This is a genomic window from Tateyamaria omphalii (assembly GCF_001969365.1).
Classification (GTDB): Bacteria; Pseudomonadota; Alphaproteobacteria; order Rhodobacterales; family Rhodobacteraceae; genus Tateyamaria; species Tateyamaria omphalii_A.
Genome location: NZ_CP019312.1, coordinates 998,026 through 1,014,675 on the forward strand (window position 1 = coordinate 998,026; position 16,650 = coordinate 1,014,675).

Genomic DNA, 16,650 nt, shown 5'->3' on the forward strand with positions numbered 1-16,650 from the left:
GGGCGGGCCGTAGGAAAGGCACGCAAACTCAACCGATGGCAGCCTCCCATGTCCGACACCGTGACCACGCCCAAATCCTTCCAGGAGATCATCCTGCGTCTGCAGAATTACTGGGCGGAAAAAGGCTGCGCCGTGCTGCAACCCTACGACATGGAAGTGGGGGCAGGGACGTTCCATCCGGCCACGACGCTGCGCAGTTTGGGCACTCGGCCTTGGGCTGCGGCTTACGTCCAGCCGTCGCGCCGCCCGACCGACGGGCGGTATGGCGAGAATCCCAACCGGTTGCAGCACTACTACCAATACCAGGTGCTGATCAAACCCAGCCCGCCCGACCTTCAGGACCTGTACCTTGGCTCGTTGCGCGCCATAGGCATCGACATGGACCTGCACGATATCCGCTTTGTCGAAGACGACTGGGAAAGCCCCACCCTGGGCGCCTGGGGGCTTGGCTGGGAGGTCTGGTGCGATGGCATGGAAGTGTCGCAATTCACCTATTTTCAACAGGTTGGCGGGCATGATTGCCACCCCGTGTCGGGTGAGCTGACCTACGGCCTCGAACGGCTGGCCATGTATATCCTGGGCGTCGATCACGTTATGGACATGCCCTTCAACGACCCGCAGACGCCCATTGCGCTCAGCTACGGCGACATCTTCAAGCAGACGGAAGAAGAATACGCCCGCTGGAATTTCGACACCGCCAACACCGAGGTGCTGTTGCGCCATTTCGAAGAGGCGGAGGCCGAGTGCGAAAAGGTTCTTGCCCAAGAGCATGACGACCCCAAAACCGGCAAGCGCATCATCATGGCGCACCCGGCCTATGACCAGTGCATCAAGGCATCCCACATCTTCAACCTGCTGGACGCGCGGGGGGTGATTTCCGTCACCGAACGCCAAGCCTATATCGGACGTGTGCGCGCGTTGGCAAAACAATGCGCCGACGCTTTCGTGCAGACCCGCGCAGGCGGCTGGCAACCCGAGGATGCAGCGTGACCTATACCAATGCCACCCCGGTGCTGCGCGTCTCCGACTACCAGCGGGCCAAGGCGTTCTATGTGGACGTGCTCGGGTTTGAGGTCATGCAGGAAGCGGGCGAACCGATCATCGGTTTTGGCATCTTTCGGGCCGGTGCGGCCCAGATCTTCCTGATCGCATGGGAGGGGGCAGAGGCCGCATATGACGGCTGGCGCGTTTATCTCTACCCGCAGGATCTGGACGCGCAACTGGCCCATATCGCGTCGACCGGCACCGCGGTGACGGGGCCAACGGTCACCGAATACGGCATGCGAGAGGTCCAGCTGACCGATCCCGACGGCAACGTCATCTGCCTGGGCGAGGATGCGGCGTGAGCGGAAAAATCATTGGAATTGTCATCGTGCTGAGTGGGATCATCGCGGGCGCCGCCCTTTATTACCTGCAAGTCTACGGTTTTTATGAAGAGGTGCAGGTGGCCGAGGTGAACCTTGTGTCGGTCGTGTCGGGCGAACCCGAGCCGATCCCCTTCGACACCTTTCAGGCCATCGACGCCGACAGCTCGCCCATCCGCTACCGGGCCTGCTTTACGACCGAACTGTCACTGGCCCTGCTGACGGAAACCTATGTGGGCCTCGACGACATCACCCCCCGCAACGCGCCGGGCTGGTTCGACTGTTTCGACGCCGAAGCCATTGCGGGCGAGTTGGACGCCGGGACCGCCTTGCCGTTCCTTGGCGAAAAGAACGTTGATTTCGGCGTCGACCGGGTTGTCGCCATCACCGAAGACGGGCGCGGCTATGTCTGGCACGAGCTGAACGATTGCGGCGAAAAAGCCTATGACGGCACGATTGTGGGCGAAGAATGCCCAAGACGGGACACTGACTAATGCCTGACCTCCTGATCGAACTCTTCTCCGAAGAAATCCCCGCGCGGATGCAAAAACGGGCCGGTGAGGATCTGCAAAAGCTGGTCACAAACGGTCTGGTCGAGGCGGGCCTGACCTACGCCTCCGCCGCCGCTTTCACCACGCCGCGCCGCCTGTGCCTGACGGTCGAGGGGCTGCTGGCGGAAAGCCCCACCACACGCGAAGAGCGCAAAGGCCCCAAGGCCGACGCACCCGAAAAAGCGATCGAGGGGTTCTTGCGCGGTGCTGGCCTGACCCGCGACCAGGTCGAGGAACGCGAAACCCCCAAAGGCAACGTCCTCTTCGCCGTGATCGAAAAGCCGGGCCGCCCGGCCGCCGAGATCATCGCCGAGGTGCTGACCCACACCATCCGCACCTTCCCCTGGCCCAAATCCATGCGCTGGGGCGACGGTGCCCTGAAATGGGTGCGCCCGCTGCACTCGATCCTGTGCATCCTGACGGATGAAGCCGGGACAGAAGTTGTGCCTGGCGATGTCGACGGCATCACGTTCGGCGACACGACCGAAGGCCACCGTTTCATGGCGCCGGGCCGGTTTTCCGTCACGTCCTTCGAGGATTACGAGCGTAAGCTCAAGCAAGCTCGCGTCGTCCTGAACGCTGCCGACCGGGCCGAAACCATCTGGCACGACGCCACCAACGCGGCCTTCGCCAGCGGGCTCGAAGTGGTCGAGGACAAGGGCCTGCTTGCGGAAGTCGCGGGCCTTGTCGAATGGCCCGTGGTGCTGATGGGCAAGATCGGGAGCGACTTCCTCGATCTGCCGCCCGAGGTGCTGCAAACCTCCATGAAAGAGCACCAAAAGTTCTTCTCCGTCCGCAACCCCAAAACGGGGCGCATCGAACGGTTCGTCACGGTGGCGAACCGCGAAACGGCGGACAACGGGGCCACGATTTTGGCGGGCAACGAAAAGGTGCTGAGCGCACGTCTGGCGGACGCCAAATTCTTCTGGGAGAATGACTTACGCACCGTTCGTGACGTGGGACTTGAAGGCATGGCCAAGCCGCTGGCCGATGTCACCTTCCACAACAAACTGGGCTCCCAAGCAGAACGCGTCGCCCGGATCGAAGCGCTCGCCCGCGAGCTTGCCCCCGTGGTCGGCGCCAAACCCGACCTCGCCGCCGAAGCGGCCCGCATCGTCAAGGCCGACCTCGCTTCCGAAATGGTTTACGAATTCCCCGAATTGCAGGGGATCATGGGGCGCTACTATGCCCAAGCGGCCGGCCACGACGACGGCGTGCCCGAGGCCTGCGAAGACCACTATTCGCCGCTGGGTCCGTCCGATGACGTGCCAACTGCGCCAGTGTCAGTCGCCGTGGCGCTGGCGGACAAGCTGGACACCCTGACGGCATTTTGGGTGATCGACGAAAAACCAACGGGATCCAAAGACCCCTTCGCATTGCGCAGAGCCGCACTGGGAGTTGTGAGGTCTGTTTTGGCCAACGACATCAGAATGCCACTCGAAGCTATTCTGGCCATATTGGCTCCGACGATTGCTGGCGAAGCAAAGGGTCGTGGGTTGCGCGAAGCTCGTTACATTCTTGGGTCGGTGATGAAGGAAGTCGGCGTAGACGACGTTTCTGACGAATTAGTCGATGCGAAACTCAAAAAAATGGAGATCGACGTCGATACCCAAGAGGGTCTCGAAATTGTTCGAAAGCGAATGGGTCAAGTTCGTGATCTCCTCGCCTTCTTCCACGACCGCCTCAAAGTCTACCTTCGCGACCAAGGCATCCGCCACGACATCATCGACGCCTGCATCGCGATGCCCCAAAACGACGACCTCACCCTGCTGGTAAAACGGGCGCGCGCCCTCTCCGAAACGCTCAAAACCGACGACGGCGAAAACCTGATCCAGGGCTTCAAGCGCGCCAACAACATCCTGACCCAGGCCGAGGAAGCCGACGGCGTCGAATACTCCTACGGTGCCGACATCAAATTCGCCGAGGAACCGCAGGAAAAAGCCCTCTTCGAAGCGCTCGACGACGCCGAGGCCAAGATCACCCCGGCCATGCAAGCACAGGACTTCGCCACCGCCATGCACACCATGGCCACCCTGCGCGGCCCCATCGACGCCTTTTTTGAAACCGTGCAAATCAACGCCGACAATCAGACGGTCCGCCGCAACCGCCTGAACTTGCTCAGCCGTATACGCACGCTGTGCCTGTCGGTCGCGGACCTGACCAAGGTCGAAGGCTAAACCCTTCTTCTGACTGAAAATACCACGGGGGTGAGGGCGCAAGCCCGAGGGGGCTGGCCCCCTCCCTCCGCCTAAACACCTGCACCACCGCTCAAAATCCTTGTCACACCAATGTCACAAGGTATGGTGCGCGGCGAAAGGATCGCCGCAGTGCAGAATAATCCAAACACCACGCTGGTCACGCCCGACGCCCCCATCGCGAACGACACGCATGGCGGGCGCGCGAAATGCTTGCAACGCCTCAAGCGGCTTGACCTGCCGGTGCCTACAACCGTCGCGCTGTCCTTTAGCGCAGTGCACGATATTGCGAACGGACACCTGCCGGACATCCGGGCGATTCTCGATCAATTCCCGGACGATGCGCTTCTATGCGTGCGCCCCTCGTCTGAGGACCCCGATTGGGGTGGCCCGTCTGCCATCCTCAACATCGGCATGAACGACACGCGGTTCGAGACACTGTGCGGCACGCTCGGCGTGGATGCCGTCTCCGCCCTCTACAACCGCTTTGTGCAAAGCTACGCGATCCATGTGGACCGGCTTGATCCCGACATGTTCGATGATGTGACGGGCGAGGGGCCGCAAGCCCTGCTGCAAACGCTTGAGGCGTATGAACGCGAAACCGAAACGCCCTTCCCGGCCACACGGGCCGAGCAGCTGGCGGGCGTTCTGAAATCCATGGCCCGCGCGTGGGAGGGAACCTCTGCCCGTCTCTTGCGCCAGGCGAAGGGCGCGCCTGCCGATGCGGGCCTTGGGCTTGTCGTGCAGCAAATGGCGTTCGGCGTGGGGCAGGGCGAAAGCGGGTCGGGCGTGCTGCAGCTTGTGTCCTCCAAGACCGGTATGCCCCAGATCACCGGGCGCTACCTGCGGCAAAGCCAGGGGCGCGACGCCCTGCGCCGTGATGCCAACAGCCTGTTCATCACCCGCGACCCGCGCGGCCCTTCGCTCGAGGATCAGGTGCCGGGCGCCTTTGCCCAACTGGTCGACCATGCCCGTCTGATGCGGGTAAAGCTGCGCGAAGAGATGCAGGTCGAATTCACCATTGAAAACGGGTACTTGCACATCCTCGATGGCGTCCGCGTGTCCCGGTCCTCCCGGGCGGCGGTGCGCATCGCTGTCCAGCTTGCCCGGGACGGCGTCATCCCGCGACAAGAGGCGCTCATGCGGATCGAACCGCGCACCCTGAACGAGCTTCTGCACAGGCAAGTGGATCGCCATGCCAAGCGCGATATTCTGGGCTCCGGCATCGCCGCCAGCCCGGGCGCGGCTACTGGCCGCTTGGTCTTCTCCTCGAACGAAGCACAGGCCAGCGCCGCCCGGCGCGAGGATTGCATCCTCGTGCGGCGCGAAACCTCGCCAGAGGATATTCGAGGCATGCATGCCGCCAGCGCCGTCATCACCGAACGGGGCGGCATCACCAGCCATGCTGCCGTGATTGGCCGGGGGATCGGTCTGCCCTGTGTCGTGGGCGTCAGCGACATGCGCTTTCAGACTCGCAAGGGGCAGCTGATGACGCAGGATGGTCGTGTCCTCAACGCGGGCGACATCGTGACCGTCGACGGCACCAACGGCACCATCCTGCTTGGCGCGCCCGAGATGCAGGAGGCGGCGCTCGATGACGCGTTCACCGACCTGATGGACTGGGCCGATGCGGAACGCGATATCGGCATCCGCGCCAACGCCGATACGCCCGCCGACGCGCAGACGGCGCGCAATTTCAACGCGCAGGGCATCGGCCTCTGCCGCACCGAGCACATGTTCTTCGAACCCGGTCGCCTCACCGTCATGCGCGAGATGATCTTTGCCAGCACCAGCGACGACCGCCGCGCGGTGCTGGCGCGGCTCCTGCCGATGCAGCGCGCAGATTTCATTCAGCTTTTCAAGATCATGCAGGGCAAACCTGTCTGCATCCGGCTGTTCGACCCGCCCCTGCATGAATTCCTGCCCACCGACCGGAACGGTCAACGCGAGCTTGCGGACGCGCTGAACCTGCCGCTCTCCGACGTGACCCGGCGGATCGAGGCGATGATGGAATACAACCCCATGCTCGGCCTGCGCGGGGTGCGTTTGGGTGTCACGGTGCCCGAGATTTACGAGATGCAGGCCCGCGCCATCTTTGAGGCGACGATCGAGGCCAGCAGCGAAGGCGATCCGGTCGTGCCGGAAATCATGATCCCCCTCGTCAGCGCCAAGCGCGAGGTTGAACTGGTGCGCGCACGTGTGGACGCGGTGGCAACTACCGTCGCTATGACCGCCGGGGCGGCGTTCGACTACAAGCTGGGTGTGATGGTCGAAACGCCACGCGCGGCCTTGCGGGCCGGTGATATCGCACAGCATTGCAGCTTTTTGTCTTTCGGCACCAATGATCTCACCCAGATGACCTACGGTCTGTCGCGCGATGATGCGGGGCGTTTCATGTCCGACTATGTCCGACAAGAGGTGTTTGTGGAGGACCCGTTCCATTCCCTGGACATCGACGGGGTGGGCGAGCTCTTGCAGCTTGGATCGGAACGCGGACGCGCCGCGCGCCCGGACGTGACATTGTCTCTGTGCGGGGAACATGGGGGTAATCCCGAATCAATCGCGTTCTGCCGCAACGCCGGATTCGACTATGTTTCCTGCTCTCCGTTCCGGGTCCCAGTGGCTCGGCTGGCTTCCGCTCAACTGGCAATTTCCCACAAAATCAAGTAGCTCGCGGTTCGCGGTTCCGCAGCATTCAGTGTGTCACAACAAGCCATATTACGCTGATGCATAGCGGCCATGTGCGACCAAATCGCTCGAAAACTGGACGTCAAGGCCAATTTTTACTAAATGCGCCGGATCAAGAATGATCCTGGGGTTGATCAATGCGAAGTTTGGTGAAGGCGCTTCTGGCGAGCTGCATGCTCGTGGGCTCTCCGCTTGCGGCATCCGAAACCGATGAGGCGGCGGCAACCGGCGAGCTGTTGCGCGCGGCTGAAGCACGTGGTCTGCGCGGTGTGTCGCAAGCGCTGTTGAGCGATCTGCTGACGCCTCCCGCGCAACCGACGGATGTCTCCTTTTCCCGCAGTTGGCTGGATGGCCAGCCCAAGGCCCAGGGTGGCGCGCACTGGAAATGCCTGAGCGAAGCACTTTATTTCGAAGCGCGGGGCGAAACGGTCAAGGGCCAGTTTGCCGTGGCCGAGGTGATCATGAACCGCGTCCGCAGCGCACGATTTCCCGACAACGTGTGCGGTGTGATCAATCAGGGGACGGGGCGCAAATACCAGTGCCAGTTCACCTACACCTGCGACGGTAACCCCGAAACCATCCGCGAACCGCGCGCGTTCGAACGTGTGTCCAAGGTGGCCCGCGCCGTGCTGGATGGCCGCGCACCCGACTTGACCAAGGGGGCGACGCATTACCACACGACGGCGGTGCGCCCCCGCTGGGCGCGGGTCTACACCAGGACGGCCGCCATCGGCGTCCACGTCTTTTACCGGCATACGTTCCGCACCGCGTCGAACTGACGTTTTCGGGCGCTGGGGCGGCGTCTTTGCCCCTGTCCCGCAGGGACAGCTTGGCTAGAAGGGCGCGAGTTCTTCTGCAAAGGCCACGCACCCATGGCATCCGAAATCCGCCTCGCCTTTTCGCATCCGTCCGAACGGTCAGAGGCGACGGCGACCTCCGCCCCGCTCGACCGCATCTCGGTTCGCGACCATATCGTCGAGGTCGAGATCGGCGCTTTTCAGGCCGAGCGCGGCGTGACGCAACGCATCTGCTTCAACATCGTGGTCGAGGTGCGTCCGCTCACCGGCCCAATCGACGACGATGTGGACCGTATCCTGTCCTATGACAAAGTGACCGAAGCCATCACCTACGAACTGGCCGCCGAGCGTCTGAACCTGCTGGAAACCCTGTCCGAACGTGTCGCCGACCGCATCCTGATGGAGCCGCAGGCGATGCGCGTCTTTGTCCGCATCGAAAAGCTGGACCGCGGCCCCGGTGCGCTGGGGGTCGAGATCGTGCGCAGCCGTGGCACCGCCCGGCCCGTCGCAGCTGAGCATTTGGAAGAGGACGTGATGCACCCCGAGCTGGTGTATCTGTCGAACGCGGCCATCACCTCTGAACACCTGAGCGGCTGGATCGACCAGCTTGAAGCCATGGGCCGCCCGCTGATTTTCTGTGTCGGCCCTGCCGACATAGACGCACCGCAAGCCAGCCATCCTTTGGCGCAACGCCGCATCGACCTGCTGGCCATAGAACAGAACGCTTGGGTGCTGGCGGCGCGCGATGCGCGGTGCAAGGTTGTTGACACGCGGACCGAGCTGGATTGGGCCATGCGGAACGGGCAAGCCTGCGTCTGGGCCCCGTCCAAGATCGTGCTGGATGCGGTCGATGGACCGTCAGCCAAGGGTGCGGACGCGGTGGCGCTCGCCTCATGGTTCGCAGCCACCTTCGACGTGCGCGAGATGCTGGTGATCGGCGATGACGGTCCCAAGGATGCGCCTGTGGCCTTGCGCGCGATCCCGGTGGATCAGGCCACGCTCTGATGCGCTACATCCGTCCGTTGATGCAGGTTGGTCCAGCGGTGCCTGAAGGGGCCGTCATGTGCGGCGCGTGCTGGTTTACACATATCGAGATACTGTCGCGCACCGCTAACCCGTGTGTGCGTCCTGCGTCAGAAATGACAGGGCCCGAACGCGCCGCCTTTGACCGCGCGTGGGATGCACCGCAGATCATGGGCATCCTGAACACCACGCCCGACAGCTTCTCGGATGGGGGGCAGCACAATGCGCGCAGTGATGCGGTCGCACACGGGCAGTCGCTGGTCGGGCAGGGGGCTGGAATCCTGGACATCGGCGGCGAAAGCACCCGCCCCGGCGCGCAGACCGTGGAGATCGACGAGGAAATCGCGCGCACGGCTCCGGTAATCCGCGACCTGCGCGCGGCGGGTGTGACCACGCCCATTTCCATCGACACGCGCAAGGCTGCGGTGGCCGCGGCGGCGCTGGACGCGGGTGCGACCGTCGTCAACGATGTCTCGGGCTTCACCTACGATACCGACCTCGCGCCCCTGTGCGCCGCGCGCGGCGTGCCCGTCTGCGTCATGCATGCGCAGGGCGACCCGCAGACCATGCAGGACAGTCCAGCCTACGATGATGTCCTGCTGGATGTGTATGATTTCCTCGCTGAGCGGATCGAGATCTTGGAGGCTGCGGGCATTGCCCGGAACCGGATCATCGCAGATCCCGGTATTGGTTTTGGCAAGACGCTGAACCACAACCTCGCCCTGCTGAACCGCATTAGCTTGTTCCACAGCCTGGGCGTGCAGATCCTTCTGGGCGCATCGCGCAAACGCTTCATCGGCACCATCGGTAACGCGCCCGACCCTGCCGCCCGTGCGCCGGGCTCGGTTGCGGTGGCCCTGGCCGCCATCGCCCAAGGCGTGCAGATCATCCGTGCGCATGACGTCGCCGACCATGCGCAGGCCATTGCGCTGTGGCGGGCGTCTGTGGCACATCCCTGACATGACAAAGCTTTTCGGGACGGACGGCGTCCGGGGCACGGCCAACGTGGCCCCCATGACCGCCGAGATGGCGCTGCGCATCGGCGCCGCAGTGGGGCGGTACTTTCGCAGGGATGGTGACAGCGTACACCGCGTGGTCATCGGCAAGGATACACGCCTGTCGGGCTATATGTTCGAAAACGCGCTGACGGCGGGGCTGACCAGTACGGGCATGAATGTTCTGCTGCTGGGTCCGGTGCCGACGCCGGCGGTGGGCTTGCTCACCCGGTCGATGCGCGCCGATCTGGGCGTGATGATCTCGGCCAGCCACAACCCGGCCCATGATAACGGCATCAAATTCTTTGGCCCCGATGGCTACAAGCTGAGTGACGCTGCGGAAGCGGAAATAGAAAACCTTGTATCTCAAGGCGTTGACCCTGTCCCCGCGGGGACAATCGGGCGCGCCAAGCGGATTGACGATGGGCGGTTCCGCTATGTGGAGCGGGTGAAATCCTCGTTTCCGCGGCAGATGCGGCTCGACGGTCTGAAGGTCGTCGTGGACTGTGCCAATGGTGCGTCCTACCGCGTGGCGCCCGAGGCATTGTGGGAACTGGGTGCGACCGTGATCCCCGTGGGCACGTCACCCAACGGCCACAACATCAACGAAGGCTGCGGCTCCATGCACCCGCAAACCGCCGCCGAAGCGGTCGTGGCCCATGGCGCCGATGTCGGCATCTGTCTGGACGGCGATGCGGATCGCGTGATCCTGCTGGACGAGCAGGGGCGCGTCGGCAATGGCGATCAGTTCATGGGGCTGATGGCGGCCCGCTGGGCGTCAGAGGGGCGGTTGAAGAACAACGCGCTGGTGGCGACGGTGATGTCGAACCTTGGACTCGAACGGTTCTTGCAAGGGCATGGCGTCGCCCTGGAACGTACGAGCGTGGGCGACCGTTATGTGGTCGAACGGATGCGGCAGGGCGACTTCAACCTTGGCGGCGAGCAGTCGGGCCACATTGTGATGACCGACTATGCCACGACGGGCGACGGTCTGATGGCGGGGCTGCAATTCCTCGCCGAGCTGGTGCAATCGGGCAAGCGCGCGAGCGAGGTGCTCCATGTCTTTGACCCGGTGCCGCAGCTTTTGAAAAACGTGCGTTTTGCGGCCGGGCAAGCCCCGCTTGAGGTAGACAGCGTGCAGGCGGCGATTTCCGAGGCGGAGGGGCAACTGAATGGCAACGGGCGTTTGCTGATCCGCAAATCAGGGACCGAGCCGCTGATCCGCGTGATGGCCGAGAGTGAGGACGAGGCGGTGTTGAACGCCAGTGTTGAGCACGTCGTGAGTGCTGTAGAAGCGGTTGTCGCGCAGTAGTCCGATCGGCCCTCCGGGGGGAGTTCTTCTGGCCAAGTGAAGCCATTGATCAGCGCGCAAAGAGCCTGCGTAGCGCGCCGTATTGGCTGAGGCCGACACCCCCGAGGATCAGGAGCATGGCCGAAAGGAGGCTCGGGGGGAGAGGTTCGTTCAGGATGAGGGCGCCCATGACCACGGACCAGGCTGGGACCTGGTAATTCGTGATCGACATGAACACCGGGCCCGCACTGCGGATGACCAGCACGCGCAGCATGTTGGCGGCTGCTGTCGGGATCAGGCCGAGGCAGGCGATGACGATCAGTGTGTCCGTGTCGGGAAGAGGTGGGGGCCCTTCGACGATCCAAGCTACGGGTAGGGTGATGCAGGCGGCGATGAGCAGCAGGACCGTTGAGAGGTCGACAGGATCCACGGGCGGCAGGCGCCGCATCAGGATGGACGAGATGCCATAGCAACAGGCTGCGCTGACGCAGGCGATACGTCCTGCCGTTTCCAGTTGCGCGCCGCTTGCTTCGAATGCCTGGCCGCCGATCAGGATGCAGACGCCGACAAAGCCGATGATGAACCCCAGGGTGCGCCGCCGCGTCATGTGTTCGCCGGGGACGAAGACATGCGCCAGGGGCAGCACGATCAGGGCGACCGAGGCCATGGAGACGCCAGCGAAGCCCGAGGTGACGTATTGCTGTCCCCAGGCGAGCAGCATGAAGGGGATGGCGGAACTGAACGCGCCAATGGCGATGAGGGCGGTCCAAGTACTTGATATCATGGGGCTCTTGAACAGTTTTCCACCCGAGGCTTGCCAGATGGCCACCATGAGCACGGCAGCAAAACAGATGCGCCCGGCCGCGAGCCAGAAGGGCGTGATGCCGCGCAGCGCGATTTCGGTGACAAGGAAAGTGCCACCCCAGGTAAAGCCCAAAGTGGCGACCATCAGCCAGTTTGCGCCCGTGATCTTTGGGTTAGCGGTCATGAAGGGCCTTGCTGTCTGCAGGGGTCTGATCGCGTTCGGTCATGCCGTAGTCGCGGATCACACCCGCCACGCGCAGTCGGTAGTTGTCGAAATGGATGTCGCGCCCCGCGCTCTGCGCATCGCGGTGTTCGGGCAGTTTGCGCCAGTGTTCGAGCGCGGCTTCGTCTTCCCAGACGGACAGGGAGAGCAGTTTGCCGGGTTCCATCAGGCTTTCGAAGCGCTCGACCGAGATGAAGCCGGGGATGTCGCTGAGATGGTGTTTCAGCGCGGCGGCCCGGTTCAGATAGGGTGTGCGTTGCCCGTCCTTGGGCCAAACTTCGAAGATGACAGCGATCATGTGGCGCCTCCCTGCAGTGCGGACACGTTTTGCAGCCATGTCCTGTCTTCCTTGAGAATGAATTTCTCAGATTGTGCAAACAGGTAATTCTCGCGCCCCAGTGGATCGGCCGCGAGGCGGGCGCGGTAGGCCTCATAAGCGGCAAGGTTTTCAATGTGATAGATTCCGTAGGCGAGGGTGGATGATCCTTCGTGCGGTGCATAATATCCCACGAGGTCCGCGCCGCAGCGGGGGATGCACTTGCCCCAGCGTGCCCCGTATTCGGCGAAGGCGGCGCGTTTCGTGGGGTCGATCTGGTACTGGATGATGCAGGTGAGCATGGGGGATCCTTTCGTTGCAGGGATTTGCCTAGCACTTTGACGAACGGGAATGCTTCGGTTACGGTCAAACTATGAAAGAAGGACCAGATATTTCTCACATTGCGGCGCTGATCGGTGATCCGGCGCGGGCAAATATCCTGACGGCGCTGATGGATGGGCGGGCGTTGACAGCATCTGAGCTGGCGGAGGAGGCGGGTGTGGGGCTGTCGACGGCCAGTGGGCATTTGTCCAAGCTGGCGGAAGCGGAGTTGATCGCGCCTCGCAAGTCGGGGCGGCACAAGTATTTCAATCTGGCGGATGCCGAAGTTGCAGGTGTGCTGGAGGCGCTGATGGGGCTGGCCGCGCGGCGGGGTGCCACACGGGTGCGCACGGGGCCGCGCGATGCGCAGATGCAGGTGGCGCGTGTGTGCTACAACCACTTGGCCGGGCGGATGGGCGTGCAGATGTACAGCAGTTTGATTGGGCGCAGATTGCTGGCCGAGACTGGAGAGGATGTGGCGCTGACCGACACCGGTCGCATGTTTGCCACCGGGTTTGGTATTGACCTGGCTGCATTGGAAACGGGGCGGACGCGTCTGTGCCGGACGTGCCTCGACTGGTCAGAGCGGCGCAATCATCTCGCAGGCTCGCTGGGCCGTGCCATGCTGACCCGGATGGAGGAACAGGGATGGATGCGCCGGGATCCGGGTAGCCGGGCGGTTCTGCTGTCGGAAAAAGGAAAGGCCGCTTTTGCAGCGGCCTTTCCGGAAACATGAAGAGCCAAGTTTAGTTCTTTGATTTGTCAACCATTTTACCGGCTGAAATCCAGGGCATCATGCCGCGCAGGGTTTCGCCCGTGGCTTCGATCTGGTGTTCGTCGTTGATCCGACGGGTGCCTTTGAAGAAGGGTTGGCCGACCGCGTTTTCCTGCATGAAGTCACGCACGAATTTACCCGTTTGGATGTCGGTCAGGATCGCTTTCATCCGCGCCTTGGTCTCGTCATAGGGCAACACGCGGGGGCCGGAGACATACTCACCATATTCGGCGGTGTTCGAGATCGAGTAGTTCATGTTGGCGATGCCGCCTTCGTAGATCAGGTCCACGATCAGCTTCACTTCGTGCAAGCACTCGAAATAGGCCATCTCGGGGGCATAGCCCGCCTCGACCAATGTTTCGAAGCCCATGCGGATCAGTTCCACGAGGCCGCCGCAGAGCACGGCCTGTTCACCGAAGAGGTCTGTCTCGCATTCTTCGCGGAAATTCGTCTCGATGATGCCCGAGCGGCCACCGCCGATGGCGGAGCAGTAGCTCAGGCCGATTTCCAGGGCGCGGCCGGATGCGTCTTTGTCCACGGCCACAAGGCAGGGCACGCCGCCGCCTTTGACATATTCGCCGCGCACGGTGTGGCCGGGGCCCTTGGGCGCCATCATGACCACGTCGATGCCTTCCTTGGGCTCGATCAGGCCGAAATGCACGTTCAGACCGTGGGCAAACGCAATCGCTGCACCCTCGCGGATGTTGTCATGGACGTACTTCTTGTAGGTTTCGGCCTGCAACTCGTCGGGCATTGTGAACATGATCAGATCGGCCCATGCGGCGGCTTCGGCGATGCCCATGGTTTTCAGGCCTTCGCCTTCGGCCTTGGCAATCGATGCCGAACCTTCGCGCAGGGCGACGACGACGTTCTTGGCGCCACTGTCGCGCAGGTTCAGCGCGTGGGCGTGGCCTTGGGAGCCGTAGCCAAGGATGGCCACGTTCATGTCCTTGATCAGGTTGATGTCGCAATCGCGGTCGTAATATACGCGCATGGTGTTCCCTCCGGAGTTTGTGTCTGGGGCGCGTTATACGGACGATGTTGTCGCTGGTCAGCGTTATATTTTGAGTTTATTTGGCCAAGTGAAGATTAGATCATTCGTCAAATAAAAGAAAAGCGACAAGATCATGTTAGACGATGCGGACAGGCGTGTATTGCGCCAATGGCAAGCCGACCCGTCGTTGGCACCTGCGGAATTGGCGGAACGGGCGCGCGTGAGCCCCGGGCAGTTGACCCGGCGGCAGGCTAAACTGCGTGAAGCGGGTGTGGTCAAGGGGGTGCAGGCAGTCATCGATTGGGGCGCGTTGGGTTACGCTGTTGAGGTGTCGTTGCGCGTGACCTTGGACAAGACACAATCCCGCGCTTTTGATGAGTTTATTGTCGCTGCGCGCGCGGTGCCAGAGGTGATCGAAATCCAGACCTTTCTGGGCCGGGTGGATGTGCGCCTGTCCGTGATCGCGCGGGATATGGCGCACTACCAGCACCTTTATCGCAGTCGTATTCTGACCCTGCCGCATATCGCGGATATCGAGGCGCTGATGCATGTTGCCCGGATCAAAAGCGATGAGGCGCTGCCGCTGTGAATGATCTGGATGACACCGACTTCGCGATCCTGCGGTTGCTGGCCGAGGATGCAGGGCAGGGGGCTGGGGCGATTGGCCGTGCGTGCGGGCTGTCGCAGCCTGCGGCGTGGCGTCGGATCAAGCGGTTGCGAGAGGTCGGGGTGATCCGGAGCCAACGGCTGCGCCTTGATGCCGAGAAGCTGGGATTCGGTGTAACCGTCTTTCTGGGTGTAAAGCTGGCGACCAAAGGGCGGGTGAGCCTTGAGGATTTCGAGCGAGCCGTGTCTGCAATTCCCGAAGTCCAGACGGTTGAGCATGTGCTGGGTCTTTATGATTACCGTCTGCGTGTTGTCGCTCGTGACCTGCCGGATTTCGAACGTGTCCTGCGCCGCCGTATCATGACGCTGCCGGGCGCGGGTGAGGTTGAGGCCAACGTTTTGCTGAGCGAAGAGCGCAGACCGGGGCCCATCGGCTGACAAGGTTTCCCATAGGCGGCACCGGTCGCTGCACTGCCGCGAATGTATACCGTGATAGGCTTTGTTCCCACGCACCCAAGCCGCTATGTCCTGCGCAAAGAAGAAAGGACACCGTCATGCCTGCTTTGCTTGATACCGTTGACCCGCAGGGGCTCGAAGAATTTTCCGTCGTGTTCACCGACCGTTCGCTGAATCACATGAGTTCCGCCTTTCAGGGTGTGATGAACGACATTTCAGCCATGCTGAAAGAGGTTTATGCTGCGGATGCCGTGGTGATCGTGCCGGGCGGCGGTACCTTTGGGATGGAGGCTGTGGCCCGTCAGTTTGGCCGCGGTGCCGACGTGCTGGTCGTGCGCAACGGGTGGTTTTCCTATCGTTGGAGTCAGATTTTCGAGACGGGTGGGCTGACCGCAAATACCACTGTGCTGAAGGCACGCCAGACCGGCAATGCGGCGCCGTCGCCCTTTGCCCCTGCGCCCATCGACACGGTGGTCGAGGCGATCCGCGAGCAGAAGCCGGATGTCGTCTTTGCTCCGCATGTCGAGACCAGCGCGGGCGTGATCCTGCCGGATGATTACATTGCGGCGATGTCCAAAGCCGCGCATGAGGTCGGCGCGCTGATGGTGCTGGATTGCATCGCCTCGGGCTGTGCTTGGGTGGATATGCGCGCTCTGGGTGTCGATGTGCTGATCTCTGCCCCACAGAAAGGGTGGAGCGCATCGCCGTGCGCGGGCCTTGTCATGCTGTCCGACCGTGCCGTGGCGCGGATGGAGGAGACGACGTCGGACAGTTTCGCCATCGACCTGAAGAAATGGCATCAGATCATGGCGGCCTATGAGGCGGGTGGGCATGCCTACCACGCTACAATGCCTACGGACGCGTTGCGCGATTTCCGCGATACGATGAAAGAGACGCAGGCGTATGGGTTTGCCAAGCTGAAGGACGCGCAGTGGGCATTGGGCGGCGCGGTTCGGTCGATGTTAGCAGAAAAAGGCGTCACATCTGTGGCTGCGGACGGCTATGGCGCGCCAGGCGTTGTGGTCAGCTATACCTCTGACCCGGATATCCAGACCGGCAAACGGTTCGCGGCAGAGGGCATGCAGATCGCCGCAGGTGTGCCGTTGCAATGTGATGAGCCTGCCGATTTTCGGACGTTCCGGCTTGGGCTTTTTGGTCTCGACAAACTCTATGACGTTGATGGTACGGCCGCCCGCTTGCGCCGTGTGGTGGATCAGGTGCTGTAGGCCAATCGTAAGGCGGAGGTGTCCT

Annotated in this window: 17 protein-coding genes; 13 read left to right on the forward strand and 4 right to left on the reverse strand. The window is 62.5% G+C overall.

The window, feature by feature from the left end:
• Positions 1–48 precede the first annotated feature (48 nt).
• From BWR18_RS04920 to glmM, 9 genes are all read left to right on the forward strand, one after another.
• Positions 49–990: a glycine--tRNA ligase subunit alpha gene (locus tag BWR18_RS04920; RefSeq protein ID WP_076626968.1), complete on the forward strand. Its 942-nt coding sequence runs from the start codon at positions 49–51 to the stop codon at positions 988–990.
• A complete protein-coding gene (locus BWR18_RS04925; protein WP_076626969.1) occupies positions 987–1,346 on the forward strand; it encodes a glyoxalase superfamily protein in 360 nt (119 codons plus the stop codon). The genes BWR18_RS04920 and BWR18_RS04925 overlap by 4 nt, the downstream gene beginning before the upstream one ends.
• Positions 1,343–1,858, forward strand: coding sequence for a DUF6446 family protein (locus BWR18_RS04930; protein WP_076626970.1), 516 nt, complete (start codon positions 1,343–1,345; stop codon positions 1,856–1,858). Before BWR18_RS04925 ends, BWR18_RS04930 begins: the two co-directional genes overlap by 4 nt.
• Positions 1,858–4,092, forward strand: a complete 2,235-nt coding sequence (gene glyS, locus BWR18_RS04935) for a glycine--tRNA ligase subunit beta (RefSeq protein ID WP_076626971.1) — start codon at positions 1,858–1,860, stop codon at positions 4,090–4,092. Before BWR18_RS04930 ends, glyS begins: the two co-directional genes overlap by 1 nt.
• A gap of 111 nt (positions 4,093–4,203) precedes the next feature.
• Positions 4,204–6,780 (forward strand): putative PEP-binding protein, encoded by a 2,577-nt coding sequence (locus tag BWR18_RS04940; protein ID WP_254684933.1) that lies wholly within the window; start codon positions 4,204–4,206, stop codon positions 6,778–6,780.
• A gap of 155 nt (positions 6,781–6,935) precedes the next feature.
• Positions 6,936–7,577: a cell wall hydrolase gene (locus tag BWR18_RS04945; protein WP_076626973.1), complete on the forward strand. Its 642-nt coding sequence runs from the start codon at positions 6,936–6,938 to the stop codon at positions 7,575–7,577.
• Between the two features lie 93 nt (positions 7,578–7,670).
• A complete protein-coding gene (locus tag BWR18_RS04950; RefSeq protein ID WP_076626974.1) occupies positions 7,671–8,600 on the forward strand; it encodes a dihydroneopterin aldolase in 930 nt (309 codons plus the stop codon).
• Entirely contained in the window at positions 8,600–9,577 is a 978-nt protein-coding gene (gene folP, locus BWR18_RS04955) for a dihydropteroate synthase (protein WP_076626975.1), read from the forward strand. The genes BWR18_RS04950 and folP overlap by 1 nt, the downstream gene beginning before the upstream one ends.
• Before the next feature lies 1 nt (position 9,578).
• Complete coding sequence (glmM, locus tag BWR18_RS04960) at positions 9,579–10,925, forward strand: phosphoglucosamine mutase (RefSeq protein ID WP_076626976.1); 1,347 nt, start codon at positions 9,579–9,581, stop codon at positions 10,923–10,925.
• Between the two features lie 49 nt (positions 10,926–10,974).
• On the opposite strand, the gene BWR18_RS04965 is transcribed toward glmM, so the two are convergent.
• Genes BWR18_RS04965 through BWR18_RS04975 form a run of 3 tightly spaced genes read right to left on the reverse strand, consistent with a single transcriptional unit; the run spans position 10,975 to position 12,549 of the window.
• Positions 10,975–11,892: a DMT family transporter gene (locus tag BWR18_RS04965; protein WP_076626977.1), complete on the reverse strand. Its 918-nt coding sequence runs from the start codon at positions 11,890–11,892 to the stop codon at positions 10,975–10,977.
• Positions 11,882–12,229: an antibiotic biosynthesis monooxygenase family protein gene (locus tag BWR18_RS04970; protein ID WP_076626978.1), complete on the reverse strand. Its 348-nt coding sequence runs from the start codon at positions 12,227–12,229 to the stop codon at positions 11,882–11,884. Before BWR18_RS04970 ends, BWR18_RS04965 begins: the two co-directional genes overlap by 11 nt.
• On the reverse strand, positions 12,226–12,549 hold the full coding sequence (locus BWR18_RS04975) for an NIPSNAP family protein (RefSeq protein WP_076626979.1): 324 nt from the start codon (positions 12,547–12,549) through the stop codon (positions 12,226–12,228). Before BWR18_RS04975 ends, BWR18_RS04970 begins: the two co-directional genes overlap by 4 nt.
• Positions 12,550–12,620: 71 nt before the next feature.
• Between BWR18_RS04975 and BWR18_RS04980 the strand changes: the two genes are divergently transcribed.
• The gene (locus BWR18_RS04980) at positions 12,621–13,304 is read left to right on the forward strand and encodes an ArsR/SmtB family transcription factor (RefSeq protein WP_076626980.1); all 684 of its coding nucleotides are present in this window, start codon (positions 12,621–12,623) and stop codon (positions 13,302–13,304) included.
• Positions 13,305–13,314: 10 nt separating this feature from the next.
• Here the strand turns inward: BWR18_RS04980 and ilvC are convergent, their stop codons facing one another.
• Positions 13,315–14,337, reverse strand: coding sequence for a ketol-acid reductoisomerase (gene ilvC / locus BWR18_RS04985; RefSeq protein ID WP_076626981.1), 1,023 nt, complete (start codon positions 14,335–14,337; stop codon positions 13,315–13,317).
• Between the two features lie 133 nt (positions 14,338–14,470).
• Between ilvC and BWR18_RS04990 the strand changes: the two genes are divergently transcribed.
• The 3 genes from BWR18_RS04990 (at position 14,471) to BWR18_RS05000 (ending at position 16,625) form a co-directional block, all read left to right on the forward strand.
• Positions 14,471–14,926: an Lrp/AsnC family transcriptional regulator gene (locus BWR18_RS04990; RefSeq protein ID WP_076626982.1), complete on the forward strand. Its 456-nt coding sequence runs from the start codon at positions 14,471–14,473 to the stop codon at positions 14,924–14,926.
• Entirely contained in the window at positions 14,923–15,381 is a 459-nt protein-coding gene (locus tag BWR18_RS04995; protein WP_076626983.1) for an Lrp/AsnC family transcriptional regulator, read from the forward strand. Before BWR18_RS04990 ends, BWR18_RS04995 begins: the two co-directional genes overlap by 4 nt.
• Positions 15,382–15,497: 116 nt before the next feature.
• The gene (locus BWR18_RS05000) at positions 15,498–16,625 is read left to right on the forward strand and encodes an aminotransferase class V-fold PLP-dependent enzyme (protein WP_076626984.1); all 1,128 of its coding nucleotides are present in this window, start codon (positions 15,498–15,500) and stop codon (positions 16,623–16,625) included.
• The last annotated feature ends 25 nt before the right edge of the window (positions 16,626–16,650 follow it).

What these genes read in the sequence shown, in the direction of transcription:
- BWR18_RS04920 (WP_076626968.1), top strand. Translation starts at nt 49, where the DNA reads ATGTCCGACACCGTGACCACGCCCAAATCCTTCCAGGAGATCATCCTG.
- glyS (WP_076626971.1), top strand. Translation starts at nt 1,858, where the DNA reads ATGCCTGACCTCCTGATCGAACTCTTCTCCGAAGAAATCCCCGCGCGG.
- BWR18_RS04940 (WP_254684933.1), top strand. Translation starts at nt 4,204, where the DNA reads ATGTCACAAGGTATGGTGCGCGGCGAAAGGATCGCCGCAGTGCAGAAT.
- BWR18_RS04945 (WP_076626973.1), top strand. Translation starts at nt 6,936, where the DNA reads ATGCGAAGTTTGGTGAAGGCGCTTCTGGCGAGCTGCATGCTCGTGGGC.
- BWR18_RS04950 (WP_076626974.1), top strand. Translation starts at nt 7,671, where the DNA reads ATGGCATCCGAAATCCGCCTCGCCTTTTCGCATCCGTCCGAACGGTCA.
- folP (WP_076626975.1), top strand. Translation starts at nt 8,600, where the DNA reads ATGCGCTACATCCGTCCGTTGATGCAGGTTGGTCCAGCGGTGCCTGAA.
- glmM (WP_076626976.1), top strand. Translation starts at nt 9,579, where the DNA reads ATGACAAAGCTTTTCGGGACGGACGGCGTCCGGGGCACGGCCAACGTG.
- BWR18_RS04965 (WP_076626977.1), bottom strand. Translation starts at nt 11,892, where the DNA reads ATGACCGCTAACCCAAAGATCACGGGCGCAAACTGGCTGATGGTCGCC.
- BWR18_RS04970 (WP_076626978.1), bottom strand. Translation starts at nt 12,229, where the DNA reads ATGATCGCTGTCATCTTCGAAGTTTGGCCCAAGGACGGGCAACGCACA.
- BWR18_RS04975 (WP_076626979.1), bottom strand. Translation starts at nt 12,549, where the DNA reads ATGCTCACCTGCATCATCCAGTACCAGATCGACCCCACGAAACGCGCC.
- BWR18_RS04980 (WP_076626980.1), top strand. Translation starts at nt 12,621, where the DNA reads ATGAAAGAAGGACCAGATATTTCTCACATTGCGGCGCTGATCGGTGAT.
- ilvC (WP_076626981.1), bottom strand. Translation starts at nt 14,337, where the DNA reads ATGCGCGTATATTACGACCGCGATTGCGACATCAACCTGATCAAGGAC.
- BWR18_RS04990 (WP_076626982.1), top strand. Translation starts at nt 14,471, where the DNA reads ATGTTAGACGATGCGGACAGGCGTGTATTGCGCCAATGGCAAGCCGAC.
- BWR18_RS05000 (WP_076626984.1), top strand. Translation starts at nt 15,498, where the DNA reads ATGCCTGCTTTGCTTGATACCGTTGACCCGCAGGGGCTCGAAGAATTT.